Below are 15,088 nucleotides of genomic sequence, written 5' to 3'. Positions count from 1 at the left end.
ACACACGGAATTTTAAGGCCAGCGCTGCGGTTCCACCGCGCGAGCGGGCGTGAGGTGTGCAACTTCACAACTGGATGGGTGCGCGCAGCGCAGCGACCAGTTCAAACAGGCGTCCAATCCGCCGTTTTGCCCCGGCGGCGCGCGGCACGCGGTAGGGTGAGCGGTGAATAAGAGGCGAAGAAGCGTCGATAAGCATGCACCGAAGGGGAACCACCATGAGCATTGAGCTCGACGACAACCCGAAATTCAAGGACTTCGCGCACCCCGAGAAGTTCGTCTCCGCCGCGTGGCTCTCCGCACGCCTGGGCAAGCCGGGGCTGCGCGTCGTGGAGAGCGACGAGGACGCTTACCTCTACGACATCGGGCACATCCCGGGCGCGGTGCGCATTGACTGGCACCGCGACCTCAACGACCCGGTCACGCGCGATTTCATTGACGGCGAGGCATTTGCCAAGCTGATGAGCGAGCGCGGCATTACCCGCGACGACACAATCGTGGTCTACGGCGACAAGTCCAACTGGTGGGCCGCCTACACCGCCTGGGTCTTCGAGCTGTTCGGCCACCCGGACGTGCGCCTGCTCGACGGCGGCCGCGACGCCTGGATGGGCGAGGAGCGCGACACCTCCTTCGCCGTGCCGGAGTTCCCGGCCTCCGACTACCCCGTGGTCGAGCGCAACGACGCGCCGTACCGCACCTTCGCCGCCGATTTGCTCGCGGAGACGCCCGCGCAGCTTATCGACGCCCGCCCGGCCGACCAATACGACGGCACCGCCGAGGACCCGACCGCCAACCGCGCCCCCGGCAAGTCCCCGAGCACGCTGCGCCACGGCCACATCCCGGGCGCGGTCAACGTGACGTGGGGCCGCTCCCTGTTCCCGAACGCCCTGTTCAAGGATCTGCCGAACATCGCCGCGATCTACGAGGACTTCGACCCGAAGGCCCGCACCGTGGTCTACTGCCAGCTCGGCGAGAGCAGCGCGCACACCTGGTACGTGCTCAACCACATCCTCGGCTTTGAAAACATCTCGCTGTACGACGGCTCCTGGGCCGAGTGGGGCAACATGGTGCGCGTGCCGGTGGAGCAGGGCTCCGGCGCCTCCTAGAATCTTGCGCTCGGGCGCGGAACTTCCGCCCCGCGACCTCCGGGTTGTAACATTGGGCACCGAAAACCGATATAGTTTGGCAACACTAATCGATTGCGAGAAAGACGGGATTTTCGTGCGTACTGAACCGAGCACCAGCCAGAACCCAGTCACCAAAGTCCTGGTGGCCAACCGCGGCGAAATCGCCGTGCGCGTGATCCGCGCCGCGAAGGACGCGGGCATCGCCTCCGTCGCCGTGTACGCCGACCCGGACCGGGGCGCGCCGTTCGCAGCGCTTGCCGACGAAGCCTTCTCCCTCGGCGGCGCCACCGCCGCAGAGTCCTACCTGGACATGGACAAGATCCTCGACGCCGCCGCGAAGGCCGGCGCGGACGCCATCCACCCCGGATACGGCTTCCTGTCCGAGAACGCCGATTTTGCCCGCCGCGTGATCGACGCCGGGCTGACCTGGATCGGCCCGTCGCCGGAGTCCATCGCTGCGCTGGGTGACAAAGTCACCGCCCGCCACATCGCCGAGGCGGCCAACGCCCCCATGGCACCGGGCACCAAGGACCCCGTCGCCGACGCGGACGAAGTCGTAGCGTTCGCGGACCAGCACGGGCTGCCGGTGGCCATCAAGGCCGCCTTCGGTGGCGGCGGGCGCGGCATGAAGGTCGCCTACACCCGCGAAGAGATCCCGGAGCTGTACGAATCCGCCACCCGCGAGGCCACCGCAGCGTTCGGCCGCGGCGAGTGCTTCGTGGAGCGCTACCTGGACAAAGCTCGCCACGTGGAGGCCCAGGTGCTGGCGGACATGCACGGCAACGTCGTCGTGATGGGCACGCGCGACTGCTCACTGCAGCGCCGCTTTCAGAAGCTCGTGGAGGAGGCGCCCGCGCCGTTCCTCACCGAAGAGCAGCGCGAGCGCATCCACTCCTCGGCCAAGGCCATCTGCCGCGAGGCGGGCTACTACGGCGCCGGCACCGTGGAGTACCTCGTCGGCTCCGACGGGCTGATCTCGTTCCTGGAGGTCAACACGCGCCTGCAGGTGGAGCACCCCGTCACGGAGGCCACCACCGGCGTGGACCTGGTGCGCGAGCAGTTCCGCATCGCGCGTGGCGAGCAGCTGCGCTTCACCGAGGACCCGACCCCGCGCGGCCACGCTTTCGAGTTCCGCATCAACGGCGAGGACGCCACGGCCAACTTCATGCCCGCCCCGGGCACGGTCACCGAGTACGTCGAGCCGGCCGGCCCGGGCGTGCGCGTCGACTCCGGCGTGCGCGCGGGCTCCGTCATCGGCGGGCAGTTCGACTCCATGCTGGCCAAGCTCATCGTCTACGGCGAGGACCGCACCGAGGCGCTGCAGCGCGCCCGCCGCGCCCTCGACGAGTATGTGGTCACCGGCTTCCCCACCGTCATCCCCTTCCACAAAGCGATTGTGAACGACCCCGCGTTCGTGGGCACCGAGGACTCCTTCGACGTGTACACGCGCTGGATCGAGGAGGAGTGGGTCAACGAGCTCACTAGCGACGACAACACCGACAACACAGACGACGCCGAGAGCGCCGAGACGCGCACGTTCGCCGTCGAGGTCAACGGCCGCCGCATCGAAGTCGCGCTCCCCGCCTCCCTCGTCTTCGGCGGCGCCCAGCGCAAGAAGCCGAAGAAGCGCCGCTCCGGCGGGTCCAAGGCGACCGTCTCCGGCGACGCCGTGGCCTCCCCGATGCAGGGCACCGTGATCAAGCTCAACGTCACCGAGGGCGACGAGGTGGAGGAGGGCGACGTCCTCCTGGTCCTCGAGGCCATGAAGATGGAGAACCCGGTCAAGGCCCACAAGGCCGGCACCGTCACCGGCCTCGCCGCCGAGGAAGGCGCCCAGGTGAACAAGGCCGCCGTGCTGATGGAGCTGAAGTAGCGGCCTACCCGAGGATCCCTTCGCCCTTCCATTCCACCACGGTCTGCAAGATCTGCCCGATGACCGGGGCGGATGCCGCGAGCACGCCGACGACAATGATCGCGATCACCGGCAGCGTGCCCTCTTCCAAACTGGTGCTGCCCTCGATGCGCTTGGCGGAGCCCGCGGCGGCGCCGCTGAGCGCGTCGTCGGGCAGCTCCGCTTTGTGCACCGTCGGCTGCTGCACGCTGTAGTACTTCGAGATCAGCGCGATCTCGTCGGCCGACTCGACCGGCCCGCCGTTCTTCGCCGCCGACGCGCGCGACAGCTGGTGCTCCCCCTCGCTCTTCGACTCAATCACGCTCACCCCCGAGTACACGCCGAGGAACCCGCGCCCGGGCGCCCACACCGGCCCGCCCGAATCGCCGTGCTGCCCCGTCTCGCCGTCGAAGTACACGTTATTGTTCACGCTCCCCGCGTACTTCCCGCAGATCACGCGCCGCGAGGCCGCGCCATAGGTGCACACTTGCTGCCCCGGACGCATGTCGCTTATCGACGCCACCTCGTCCCCACTCCTCCCATTCCCCGCAAGGCGCACCCCGTCGTCCCAGCGGATCGCCGCCCAGTCGTTGCCCGTGACGCTGTCGCCCCAGCGCGAGGAGGGGTACAGGGTGCCGATTTCTGGGGTGAGCGTGCCGTCGACAAGCTTGACCCTCACCCTGTCCCCCGAAAGGCCGCAGTGCGCGGAAGTGTAGCTGATGTGCTCGGCGTGGTCGTTGAACGCGACGGCGCAGCTGGAACTGTCGGCGACGACGATCTGCGCGCCCTGCGCCACCGCGGTCGCCGCGTGCGCGGGCGGGGCCACGGCGGCGGTGGCGGCGATCGTGGCGGTGAGGGCGGCGGCGACTCGGTTACGCATACGGCAGATCCTACAACCAGCAGCGTTCCTGCTCCGAGTTGCTATCGTGGGGCGCATGACATTTGAATTCCGACGCGCCGTCGAAGCCGATCGCACCTACCTCCAGCGACTGAACTACCTCACCGAGGTGTTCGGCGACGAGGACGCGCCGATGCACGAGCAGCACCGCGACAGCATCGTCTCCGGCGTCGACGACTACGTCTACGGCTGGGACCCGGATTCCGACGGCGGCATCATCGCCACCGACGAGTTCCACACTCCCGCCGGCGGCCTCTGGTTCCGCTACTGGGACGACCCGTCCAAGGGCCACGCCAACCTCGGCCCCGACATCCCCGAGCTGGCCATCGCGATCGAGGGCCGCTTCGCCGGGCAGCGCCTCGGCGCGCTCCTCCTCGAGCAGGCCGTGCAGCTGGGGCACGAGCAGGGCGCCGAGCGCCTCGCCCTCTGGGTCGACCCGGACAACCCGCGGGCGCGCCACCGCTACGAGCAGTTCGGCTTCGACGACGTCAAGGGCCTCGACAACGTCATGGCCCTCGACCTCTAGAGTTCCGGTTGCGGGGTCCGTGCGCCTGGGTTAGCGTCGTGCGCATGGGGGAAGCACAACTGAAGGCCTTTTTCGCCTTCAAATCCGGGGGTATCGCGGCGCTCGAGCACGTCTACGACGCCGGCTACTCCGCCGAAGCGCTGACCGGCCTCGGCGCGGCCGACGACTACGCCGAGACGCTGTGCCAGCTGGCGTCGAAATTTTTCGCGCCCACCACGCACTCCCGCTATCAGCAGCGCGCCCGCGACGCCGCGCGGCGCAACAGCCACTGCGTCGAAACGCTCGACATGATCGTGCGCACGGGCCGCGCCATCGCGGACCCCACCGACCGCTGGGACTACACCGAGCAGCTCTGCGCCACCCGCGGGGACACCGCGACGCTGACCAAGCGCGCCGCCACGCTGCGCAAGAAGTTTCTCGCGCCCCGCGTTCCCAAGGACGGCGCCACCATCCGGCGCAGCACGGCGCACGACAAGATCAGCGTGACGTTCACGGCGTCATCCAACGCGATGCAGGACGTCATCACCACCCTGGAGACGCGCGACGAGCACGGCGCGACGATCGACGCGATCGATTGGCTGGTGAACAACCGCTCGCTGTCCCAGGCCCCAGCGGCCGTCCACCTGATTGTCACCGACGACCAGATCGACCACATCCTCGCCGGCACCGACGACCAGCCGGACACCGAGCCGGTCGTGGTGACCAACACCGGGATCCGCATGACCACCAGCCAGGTGCTCGACCGGCACATCCTCCCCGACGGCTACATCACCCTCGCCTCCGGGCACCTCGGCCCCATTAACACGCACCGCATGCGCCTGGCCTCGCCAGTGCAGCGGCTCGCGCTCGAGGCGGACTCCCCGACCTGCTGCTGGCCCGACTGCAACACGCCAATTAGCGGGTGCCAGGCCCACCACCTCACCGAATACATCCAGGGCGGCGAGACCACCCCGGCGAACATGTGCTGGCTCTGCCCGCACCACAACGCCGTCAACGGCCAGCCGGGCCGCGGCCGCATGACCCGCATCGACGGCCGCATCGCCTGGGTCGGGCCGAACGACAGTTCGCCCAGGTTCACCGGCCGGAGCTACACCCCGCACCGCGCCCCCGTCGGCGGCCCCGCCCAAGGCCGACCACCCGACTAGCCGTTGAAGATCAGGGATAGGACGGCGAGGAGCAGCTGCAACGCGCCGCTGAACACCGCGCGCAACCAGGAATCACTGCTGCCCGCCGGCTCGGGCGGCGGCGGTTTCGGCGCGCCCGCCTGCGCGTCGTCGCTGAAGTAGCTGACGAACGCGTCGATGATCGCGTCACGGATCGGCCCGCCGTCGGCCGTCGTCGCGCCGAGCGTGAACGTTTTCGTGCGCCCCGTCAGGTTGTCGCGCCCGTCGAGCGACGCCGAGTGCACGCCGACGAAGCCGCGACCCGGGATCCACATCGGCCCGCCGGAGTCGCCCGGGGCGCCGGGCTCGACGTCCACGAGGAACGAGTTGCCCACCCGCGCGTAGTAGGTGCCGCAGGTCGCGGCGCCGGTGGCCCAGCCGTAGTAGCAGACGGTTTCGCCGCGCCGAATGTCGTCCAGCGGGACCTGCGCGTCGCCGGTGTACTCGTTCGGCCCGAGCTCGACGCCCGCGTCCCACCGGATGCGGGCCCAGTCGTTGGTCGTCTCCTCGCTGCGCGGCGAGGTGTCGAGGGTGCCGATTGCGGGGGACCACGTGCCGTCGTCAAGCACTTTGCGCACCCTGTTGCCGCTGGTGCCGCAGTGCGCGGCGGTGAAGCTTTCGCGCTCGCCGTTGAAGCCGACGGTGCACTCGGAGCCACTCACGACGACAGCGTCCCCCTGCCCCACCGTCACCGCCCCCGCCGCGGGCGCAGCCAGGAAAAGGGCCGCAGCCGCTGTCGCGACGCTGCGGCCCATCGGCACGGGAAGCATTCTCACCCGGGCAATTGTACCCAACTGCTCAGGTGGGCAAAACTTACTTTTCGGAGATGACAACCACCAGGTCGCCGCCCTCAACCTTGGTCGGCTGCGAGAACGCGAGACGCTCGATCGTGCCGTCCTGGGTGGCGGAGATGCCGGCCTCCATCTTCATGGCCTCGATGGTGGCGACCTGGTCGCCGGCCTTGACCTCGTCGCCGACCTTGGCGGTGATGTTGACCACGCCCGCGAACGGCGCGGCGACGTGGCCCGGGTTCGAGGCGTCCGCCTTCTCGGCCTCCGCGACCGTCGACTCGGCGTGCTCGTCGCGCACCAGCATCGGGCGGACCTGGCCGTTGACGGTGAGGATGACCTGGCGCATACCCTTCTCGTCCGGCTCGCCGACGGCGTCCAGGCGCACGGACAGCGGCGGGCGCTGCTCGTCGATCTCGCCGTACCAGATCATGGTCTCCTCGCCCTCGACGAGGCCGTAGAAGAAGGTGCGGTCCGACAGCTGGTCGGTCACGCCGTAGGTGCGGCGGTGCTCCTGGAACTCGGCGTACTGCTTCGGGAACAGCAGTTTGTCCAGGGCAGCTCGGCGGGCATCGTGGTCGTCGGTCGCCAGGTCGCCCTCGAGCTCAGCCGGGACTTCGACGGTGTGGTCGACGGGGCTGCGGTCGGCCAGGGCGGCGTCGCGAAGCAGCGGCCAGCCGCCCGGGGGCGTGCCGAGCTCGCCCTGCAGGAAGCCGATGACGGACTCCGGAATGTCGTACTTGCGCGGGTTCTCCGCGAAGTCCTTCGGGTCCACGCCGGCGCCCACGAGGTGCAGCGCCAGGTCGCCGACGACCTTGGAGGACGGGGTGACCTTGGTCGGGCGGCCGAGGATCTCGTTAACCGCGGCGTAGTAGTCCTCGATCAGTTCGAAGCGGTCGCCCAGGCCCAGCGCGTTCGCCTGCGTGCGCAGGTTGGACAGCTGGCCTCCCGGGATCTCGTGCTTGTACACGCGGCCGGTCGGGCCGGGGATGCCGGACTCGAACGGGGCGTAGACCTGACGCACGGCCTCCCAGTACGGCTCCATGTCGGAGACGGCCTGCAGGGAGATGCCGGTGTCGCGCTCCGTGTTGGCAAACGCGGCGACGAGCGCGGACATCGACGGCTGCGAGGTGGTGCCGGCCAACGGCGCGGACGCCACGTCAACGACGTCGGCACCGGCGTTGGCGGCTGCGAGGTAGGTGGCCAGCTGGCCGCCCGCGGTGTCGTGGGTGTGCACGTGGACCGGCAGGTCGAAGCGCTCGCGCAGCGCGGAGACCAGCTTCGCGGCGGCGGCCGGGCGCATGAGGCCCGCCATGTCCTTGATGGCCAGGACGTGGGCGCCGGCGTCGACAATCTGCTCCGCGAGGCGCAGGTAGTAGTCCAGCGTGTAGAGGTCCTCGTTCGGGTCCATGAGGTTGCCCGAGTACGCCATGGCGACCTCGGCGACGGTGGTGTTGGTCTCCAGGACCGCCTCGATCGCCGGGCGCATCTGGGAGACGTCGTTGAGCGCGTCGAAGATGCGGAAGATGTCGATGCCGGAGGTGGCCGCCTCCTGCACGAACGCCTTGGTCACCGAGTCCGGGTACGGCGTGTAGCCGACGGTGTTGCGGCCGCGCAGCAGCATCTGGATGTTCACGTTCGGCATCGCCTCACGCAGCTCGTCCAGGCGCATCCACGGGGATTCGTGCAGGAAGCGCATGCCCACGTCGTAGGTCGCGCCGCCCCAAGCCTCCACGGAGGTCAGCTCCGGGGTGAGGTGGCCGACGTGCTTCGCGGCCGCGACGAGCGTGTTCGTGCGGATGCGGGTGGCCAGCAAGGACTGGTGCGCGTCGCGGAACGTCGTCTCAGTGACGCCGAGCGCGGTCTGGTTGCGCAGCTTCTCTGCCCACTTCTTCGGGCCGAGCTCGAGCAGCTCGTCGCGGGAGCCGCGCGGCGTGTCGGAGTACTCGGTGGTGGGCAGCTTTTTCGACGGCCGGATCGTGGTCGGTCGCGGACCGTTCGGCTTGTTCACCGTGACGTTGGCCAGGTAGTCGAGGATGCGGCCGGCGTCGTCTGCTGCCGGCGGGGCCTCGAGCAGGAACGGGTGCGCGGCGATGTAGCCGGTGTTGATGCGCTCGTGCTGGAAGTCGTCCTGGGAGAGCAGCACGCGCAGGAAGCCGATGTTGGTGGAGACGCCGTTGACGGTGAACTCGTTGAGCGCGCGCAGGGCGCGGTCCACGGCGACCTGGAAATTGCGGCCGCGGCAGGTCATCTTGACCAGCAGGGAGTCGAAGTTCGGGGTGATCTCGGTACCGACGGACACGGAGCCGTCGAGACGCACGCCCGCGCCGCCCGGCGAGCGGTAGCCGGTGACGGTGCCGGAGTCGGGGCGGAAGCCGTTGTTCGGGTCCTCGGTGGTGATGCGGCACTGCAGGGCGGCGCCGTTGACCTCGATGAGGTCCTGCTCCAGGTGGACGTCCTCCAGCTTGGCGCCGGCGGCGATGTACATCTGGTTCTTCACAATGTCCACGCCCGTGACCTCCTCGGTCACGGTGTGCTCGACCTGCACGCGCGGGTTCATCTCGATGAAGACGTGGTTGCCCTTTTCGTCCACGAGGAACTCGACCGTGCCGGCGCCCTCGTAGTTGATCTCCTTGCAGAACCTCACCGCGTCCTCGCAGATGCGCTGGCGCTGCTCCTCGGTGATGTGCTGCGCAGGCGCGATTTCTACGACCTTCTGGTGGCGGCGCTGCAGGGAGCAGTCGCGCTCGTAGAGGTGGACCACGTTGCCGTAGGAGTCCGCCATGACCTGGACCTCGATGTGCTGTGGGTTGATCACGGCGCGCTCGACGTAGACGTTCGGGTCGCCGAAGGCGGCCTCCGCCTCGCGCGACGCCTCGGCGGCGAGCGCCTCCAGGTCTTCCGGCTTTTCCACGAAGCGCATGCCGCGCCCGCCGCCGCCCGCGACGGCCTTGATGAAGACGGGGAACTGGAATTCCTTCGCGTACTCGGCAAGCTGTGCGACGTCCGAGGACGGCTCTGAGTCCTTCAGCGTGGGCAGCCCGGCGCGCTCGGCAGCCTGGACGGCGGCGGACTTGTCGCCGGTCAGGTCCAGGGTGTCCGCGGAGGGGCCGATGAACTTAATGCCGTTGGCGTCGCAGGCGCGGGCCAGGTCGGCGCGCTCGGAGAGGAAGCCGTAGCCCGGGTAGATCGCGTCCGCGCCGGTTTCCTTGGCGGCGCGGATGATCTCGTCAATGTCCAGGTAAGCCTTGACGGGCTGGCCCTCGGTGCCGATCTGCACGGCCTCGTTTGCAAAGGGGCGGTGGAAGGAGTTGCGGTCCTCCCGCGGGTAGACCGCCACGGTTTTCGCACCGGTCTCAAACGCTGCGCGGAACGCGCGCACCGCGATCTCGCCGCGGTTGGCAACGAGGATCTTCTTGAAGGCGGGGAGGTCATTAAGTGGGAGTTGTTCCACGAGAACTTTGTCCTTTCGCTGTGTGCAAGGCACGGTTCGCATATCGAACGGAGCACCTCGACTCTACCGCGTCCGACGACGCCAGATGTGCATTTTATGAACTCATTTGGGGTGGGTAGCGCGCGCAACAGCCCGCCGAGCGCGTGGTGTGCGACGGGGCGGGCTGGCGTCGATAAGCAAATTGCTAGAGGTGGCGCTCCTCCGGGCCGTTGTAGGCGGACAGCGGGCGGATGAGCGAGTTGTTCTCGTACTGCTCGATGATGTGGGCGATCCAGCCGGTGATGCGGGCCATGACGAACAGCGGGGTGAAAAACTCGATGTCAAAGCCCAGGATGTAGTAGGCCGGGCCCGACGGGAAGTCCAGGTTGGGCTTGATGTGGATGGAGGTGTTCTCGTACATCGTTGTTTCCATGATGTCGTAGATGTCCACCCACTTCTGGGAGTCCTTCTCCGGGTGCTCGGAGGCGAGCTTCTTAAACGCGGCCTCCATCGTGGGCACGCGCGAGTCGCCCTTCTTGTACACGCGGTGACCGAAGCCCATGACGAGCTCCTTGTTTTTCAGCTTGTTCAGCGTCCAAGCCTCCGCGTTGTCCGGCGAGCCGACCTCGACCATGTTGTGCATGACAAACTCGTTCGCGCCGCCGTGCAGCGGCCCCTTGAGCGCGCCGATCGCCGCAGTGATGGCGGACCACGCGTCGGACTGCGTGGAGGTCACCGTGCGGGCGGTGAAGGTGGAGGCGTTGAAGGAGTGCTCCGCGTACAGGATGAGCGACTTCTCAAAGGCCTCGATGTCGGACGGAATCGTGGCCGGCGAGCCCTCCTCGTCGCCGAAGACCATCCAGAGGAAGTTCTCGGCAAAGCTCTTGTCGTGCGACGGCGCGAGGTAGTCCTTGCCCTGGCGGCGGCGGATGTCGGTGGCCACGACGGTCGGCAGCTTGGCCAGCAGCTGGGTGCCGATCTTGCGGATGTGGTCCGCGTCCGGCGTGAACTTGTGCTCGTCGCGGGTGCCCAGGAAGGACACGGCGGTGCGCAGCACGTCCATCGGGTGGCAGTCCTTAGGCAGGAAGTTGATGACTTGGATGAGGTCCTCGTCGATGTCGCGGTTGGCCATGCAGCCGTTGCGGAACTCCTCGCGGCCCTGCTCGTCCGGCAGCTCGCCGTGCCACAGCAGGTACGCGACCTCCTCGAAGGTGCAGTTTTCGGCGAGCTCCTGCACGGGGTAGCCCTGGTACAGCAGCGAGTTGGTCTCGGGGTTGACTTTGGAGATGGCCGTGTAGTCGGCGACGACGCCGGCGAGGCCCTTGCGAATTTCCTGATCAGACATGATGTGCTCCTTTGGGGGGGGATGGGGATGGGGTCTACTCGAACGTGGACGAGTAGCTGTCCTTGGAGTAGGTGAAGACGGACTGGTCGAACTGGTTGTATTCGTCGTAGCGGACGAGCTCGTAGAGGCGCGAGCGGTGCTGCATCTTGTCCAGCCACGGCGTTTGGATGCCGGTGTCGGCGATGTCGCGCAGCATCGCCTCGGTCTGACCCATGGCGATGCGGAACGTGGTCACCGGCCAGATCACCGCGTTGTAGCCGAGGTTCTCCAGCGTGCCGGCGGACAGCAGCTCGGTTTTGCCGAACTCCGTCATGTTGGCCAGCAGCGGGGTGTCCACGGCGGCGCGGAACTTGGCAAAGTCCTCCTCCGAGTACAACGCCTCGGTGAAGATGAGGTCCGCGCCCGCGTCGGCATACGCCTTCGCGCGCTCGATAGCCTCGTCGATGCCTTCGATGCCGGCGGCGTCGGTGCGCGCGCAGATGACAAAATTGTCGTCCTGCCGCTCGCGCACCGCCGCGGTGATGCGGCGCACCATGAGGTCGCGGGGCACGACCTCCTTGCCGTCGAGGTGGCCGCAGCGCTTCGGGTTCACCTGGTCTTCCAGGTGGAGCGCCGCCAGCCCGGCTGCCTCAAATTCGGCGACGGTGCGGGCGGCGGACATGGGTTCGCCGAAGCCGGTGTCGGCGTCGATAAGCACTGGCAGGTTCGTGGCGCGGGCGATCTGGCCGCCGCGGTTAGCCACCTCGGACAGGGTGGTCAGGCCGATGTCGGGCAGGCCGAGGTCGTTGGCCACCACGGCGCCGGAGACATACACGCCCTCGAAGGCGCCGATGTCCTCGATGAGCCGCGCCGTGAGCGGGTTGAACGCGCCCGGCAGCTTGGTGATGGTCTCCGAGGTGAGCGAATCGCGCAGTGCTTGCCGACGCTCACGCGGTGTCTTCTCTGGTGCAAACATTTAGAAAATGCCTCCTGGGATCTCGGGGGCGCTCGCCTTCGCGTCGTCGTTGACCGCGATGTTGAGCGCGGACAGGTCGGTGAGGTGTTCCAGATCCTGCACCGCGGCGAGGAAGCGGTCCTGCTCCTCCGGGGCGACGATGCCCTCGGCGAGGGTGCGGAATTTCTGGATGTAGTTGTCGCGCTCGAAGGGGCGGGCGCCGAACGGGTGGGCGTCGGCGACAGCCATCTCGTCCTCGATGACGGTGCCGTCGGCGAAGGTGATCACGGCGCGGGCACCGAACGCCTTCTCGTTCGGGTCCTGCGAGTGGTAGCGACGGGTCCACTCCTTATCCTCCACCGTGGAGATCTTGTGCCACAGGGCGACGGTCTCGGGGCGGCCGGCGCGCTCCGGGGTGTAGGAGTTGACGTGGTGCCAGGTGCCGTCCTCGAGCGCGACGGCGAACATGTACATGATCGAGTGGTCGAGGGTTTCGCGGGATGCGGTGGGGTCCATCTTCTGCGGGTCGTTCGCGCCGGTGCCGATGACGTAGTGAGTGTGGTGCGAGGTGTGCAGGACGATGGATTCGATGTCGGCGGTGGACTTACCGGCATCAGTGATGGTCTGCTTCATGCGGCGCGCCAGGTCGATCGGGGCCTGGGCCTGGTACTCGGCGGAGTGCTCCTTGGTGTAGGTCTCCAAGATGGCACGCTTGGCCTCGCCGTCGGCCGGCAGAGGGACGGTGTAGGTGCGCTCCGGGGAGTGCAGCATCCAGGCGATAAAGCCGTCCTCCCCCTCCCAGATCGGGGCCGGGGCGCCCTCGCCGCGCATGGTGCGGTCGACGGCCTCGATGCCCATCTTGCCGGCAAACGCCGGGGCGGACGCCTTCCACGAGGAGATCAGGCCCTTGCGGGACTGGCGGGTGGCGGTGGTGGTGTGCAGCGCCTGGCCGACGGCCTGGTAGATGGTGTCCACGTCCAGGTCCAGCATGGTGCCGATACCCGCCGCCACCGAGGGCCCGAGGTGCGCGACGTGGTCGATCTTCCACTCGTGTAGGCAGATGCCCTTGACCAGGTTGACCTGGATCTCGTAGCCGGTGGCGATACCGCGGATAAGCGCCTTGCCGTCGAGCCCCTTGTGCTGGGCGACGGCCAGGATCGGCGGGATGTTGTCGCCCGGGTGCGAGTATTCGGCGGCGAGGAAGGTGTCGTGGAAGTCCAGCTCGCGCACGGCCGTGCCGTTGGCAAACGCGGCCCACTCGGCGGAGTAGGCGCCGTCCGCGCCGAAGACCTGCGCGCCGCCCTCGGCGACCGGGTGTGCCAGGGCCATCTCGCGCGCCGTGGCGACGGGGCGGCGGCCGTAGGAGGCAACGGCGACGGAGGCGTTGTCGATGATGCGGTTGATAATCATCTCGCGCGTGTCTTCCGGCACCTCGACCGGGTCGGCGGCGACCTTGGCCACCTTGTAGGCAAGGTGTTCCTCGATGGGGAAATCCTCGGCGGACTTCCTGGTGCGGACTTCGTGGTTGATCATTCGGTGTGCAACTCCTCGGCTGGTGTGGGGGCGAGTGGGCGTCGATAAGCGACTTGGTGCATCTCATAGTAAGCGGGCAAATGTGTCGCACGACATATTTTGACGTGTGAAAAGGAGTGTCACGGGTGCGCGGTTTTTGTAAACTTTGTAAAACCACAGTTCAACGCACCGAAGCGGCGGGGAGGCCCAATGACCAAGCACTACGCGGGGGCAAGAATCCACACGCTGCGCGCCAACGAGGGGCTCACGCAGGTGGACATGGCGCGCAAGCTCGGCATCTCCACCAGCTACCTCAACCAGCTGGAAAACGACCAGCGGCCCCTCACCGTCACCGTGCTCCTGCAGCTCACGCAGGTCTTCGGGCTGGACGCGACATTCTTTTCCCCCGACGCCGAGCAGCGCGTCGCCGGCGAGCTCGCGGAGCTACTGCCCGGCGCGCCCGAGTCGGAGCTCGCGGAGATCGCGCTGCGCTACCCCGCCGTTGCGCAGGGCATCAAAGACCTGCCCGGGATGCTCGCCGGCGCCGCCAGCAACCCGCACATCGTCGTGCGCGACTTCTTCCAGCAGCACAACAACTACTTCCACGACCTGGACACGGCCGCCGAGGACTTCGCCACCCCGCTCCACGCGCGCCAGCTGCGGCTCACCCGCATCGCCGCCGTGCTAGACCGCGACTTCGGCTACACCGTCCGCTTCAACCAGTACACCGGCGGCGAGCGCTCGGCCGCCAGCGCCGACGCGCGCGAGATCCGCCTGCGCACTGGCCTTTCCGAGGCCCAGCAGTGCTTCGAGCTGTCGTACCACTACGCGCGCATCGCGCACGGGCAGCTTCTCGACGCCCACGCCTCCCCCATCGCCAACCCCCGCGCCCGCCAACTCGCGCGCCACGGCCTGGCGCAGTACTTCGCCGCGGCCGCCACCATGCCGTATTCGCTCATCCTTGAGGCGGCGGAGGAAACCCGCTACGACGTGGACGTGATCTCCGCGCGCTTCGGCACCGGCTTCGAGTCCACCTGCCAGCGGCTAGGCACCCTGCAGCGGCCCGGCGCGACCGCCATCCCCTTCGTGTTCATCCGCACCGACCGGGCTGGCAACATCTCGAAGCGGCAGTCCACCACCTCGTTCCACTTCTCCCAGCGCGGTGGGACCTGCCCGCTGTGGGTGGTACACCGGGCGTTTGAGACCTCCAACCGCGTCACCCGGCAGGTCTCCGTCATGCCCGACGGGCGGACGTACATGTGGGTGGCGCGGATGGTGCAGGGCCCGGCGGTGGAGTTTGGGAAGCCGCGCAAGGAAAACGCCGTGGCGCTGGGGTGCGACGCCGCCCACGCGGACCGGATGGTCTACGCGGACGGGCTCGACCTGTCGCCGGATTCCGCCACCCCGATCGGGCCGGGGTGCGAGACGTGCCCGCGGCGCGCCTGCCCGCAGCGGGCGTTCCCCGCGCTGTGAG

The 15,088-nt window shown here is 68.1% G+C and carries 11 protein-coding genes; 5 read left to right on the top strand and 6 right to left on the bottom strand.

The annotated features are described in order from the left end of the window. The first annotated feature begins 215 nt into the window (after window positions 1-215). Window positions 216-1,103, top strand: a complete 888-nt coding sequence (locus tag EAW56_RS01470; protein WP_095555334.1) for a sulfurtransferase — start codon at window positions 216-218, stop codon at window positions 1,101-1,103. A 115-nt stretch (window positions 1,104-1,218) separates the two neighbouring features. After that, window positions 1,219-2,997 (top strand): acetyl/propionyl/methylcrotonyl-CoA carboxylase subunit alpha, encoded by a 1,779-nt coding sequence (locus EAW56_RS01465; RefSeq protein ID WP_122084756.1) that lies wholly within the window; start codon window positions 1,219-1,221, stop codon window positions 2,995-2,997. Window positions 2,998-3,001: 4 nt separating this feature from the next. On the opposite strand, the gene EAW56_RS01460 is transcribed toward EAW56_RS01465, so the two are convergent. Next, entirely contained in the window at window positions 3,002-3,895 is an 894-nt protein-coding gene (locus tag EAW56_RS01460) for a chymotrypsin family serine protease (RefSeq protein ID WP_095277637.1), read from the bottom strand. A 55-nt stretch (window positions 3,896-3,950) separates the two neighbouring features. On the opposite strand from EAW56_RS01460, the gene EAW56_RS01455 reads away from it, so the two are divergent. After that, window positions 3,951-4,439, top strand: coding sequence for a GNAT family N-acetyltransferase (locus EAW56_RS01455; protein ID WP_095555331.1), 489 nt, complete (start codon window positions 3,951-3,953; stop codon window positions 4,437-4,439). Window positions 4,440-4,483: 44 nt separating this feature from the next. Then, window positions 4,484-5,584 (top strand): HNH endonuclease signature motif containing protein, encoded by a 1,101-nt coding sequence (locus EAW56_RS01450; RefSeq protein WP_122084755.1) that lies wholly within the window; start codon window positions 4,484-4,486, stop codon window positions 5,582-5,584. Here EAW56_RS01450 and EAW56_RS01445 read toward each other — a convergent pair. From EAW56_RS01445 to prpD, 5 genes are all read right to left on the bottom strand, one after another. Then, complete coding sequence (locus EAW56_RS01445; protein WP_147453236.1) at window positions 5,581-6,378, bottom strand: trypsin-like serine protease; 798 nt, start codon at window positions 6,376-6,378, stop codon at window positions 5,581-5,583. The genes EAW56_RS01450 and EAW56_RS01445 overlap by 4 nt on opposite strands. 37 nt (window positions 6,379-6,415) lie before the next feature. Next, window positions 6,416-9,844 (bottom strand): pyruvate carboxylase, encoded by a 3,429-nt coding sequence (locus EAW56_RS01440; RefSeq protein WP_244213305.1) that lies wholly within the window; start codon window positions 9,842-9,844, stop codon window positions 6,416-6,418. A gap of 184 nt (window positions 9,845-10,028) precedes the next feature. Further along, on the bottom strand, window positions 10,029-11,168 hold the full coding sequence (locus tag EAW56_RS01435) for a bifunctional 2-methylcitrate synthase/citrate synthase (protein WP_122084750.1): 1,140 nt from the start codon (window positions 11,166-11,168) through the stop codon (window positions 10,029-10,031). Window positions 11,169-11,202: 34 nt separating this feature from the next. Further along, window positions 11,203-12,123 (bottom strand): methylisocitrate lyase, encoded by a 921-nt coding sequence (gene prpB, locus EAW56_RS01430; RefSeq protein WP_122084749.1) that lies wholly within the window; start codon window positions 12,121-12,123, stop codon window positions 11,203-11,205. Beyond that, on the bottom strand, window positions 12,124-13,635 hold the full coding sequence (prpD, locus tag EAW56_RS01425; RefSeq protein WP_095547573.1) for a 2-methylcitrate dehydratase PrpD: 1,512 nt from the start codon (window positions 13,633-13,635) through the stop codon (window positions 12,124-12,126). It abuts the gene before it with no gap. A 189-nt stretch (window positions 13,636-13,824) separates the two neighbouring features. Between prpD and EAW56_RS01420 the strand changes: the two genes are divergently transcribed. Next, window positions 13,825-15,087: a short-chain fatty acyl-CoA regulator family protein gene (locus EAW56_RS01420; RefSeq protein ID WP_095547574.1), complete on the top strand. Its 1,263-nt coding sequence runs from the start codon at window positions 13,825-13,827 to the stop codon at window positions 15,085-15,087. The last annotated feature ends 1 nt before the right edge of the window (window position 15,088 follow it).

Origin of the sequence: Corynebacterium gottingense (genome assembly GCF_003693265.1) — a bacterium.
GTDB classification, from domain to species: domain Bacteria; phylum Actinomycetota; class Actinomycetes; order Mycobacteriales; family Mycobacteriaceae; genus Corynebacterium; species Corynebacterium gottingense.
Note: the sequence above shows the minus strand (reverse complement) of the source record. Positions and strands in the feature narration are given on the sequence as shown.

What these genes read in the sequence shown, in the direction of transcription:
- EAW56_RS01460 (WP_095277637.1), bottom strand. Translation starts at nt 3,895, where the DNA reads ATGCGTAACCGAGTCGCCGCCGCCCTCACCGCCACGATCGCCGCCACC.
- EAW56_RS01470 (WP_095555334.1), top strand. Translation starts at nt 216, where the DNA reads ATGAGCATTGAGCTCGACGACAACCCGAAATTCAAGGACTTCGCGCAC.
- prpB (WP_122084749.1), bottom strand. Translation starts at nt 12,123, where the DNA reads ATGTTTGCACCAGAGAAGACACCGCGTGAGCGTCGGCAAGCACTGCGC.
- EAW56_RS01450 (WP_122084755.1), top strand. Translation starts at nt 4,484, where the DNA reads ATGGGGGAAGCACAACTGAAGGCCTTTTTCGCCTTCAAATCCGGGGGT.
- EAW56_RS01435 (WP_122084750.1), bottom strand. Translation starts at nt 11,168, where the DNA reads ATGTCTGATCAGGAAATTCGCAAGGGCCTCGCCGGCGTCGTCGCCGAC.
- EAW56_RS01420 (WP_095547574.1), top strand. Translation starts at nt 13,825, where the DNA reads ATGACCAAGCACTACGCGGGGGCAAGAATCCACACGCTGCGCGCCAAC.
- prpD (WP_095547573.1), bottom strand. Translation starts at nt 13,635, where the DNA reads ATGATCAACCACGAAGTCCGCACCAGGAAGTCCGCCGAGGATTTCCCC.
- EAW56_RS01455 (WP_095555331.1), top strand. Translation starts at nt 3,951, where the DNA reads ATGACATTTGAATTCCGACGCGCCGTCGAAGCCGATCGCACCTACCTC.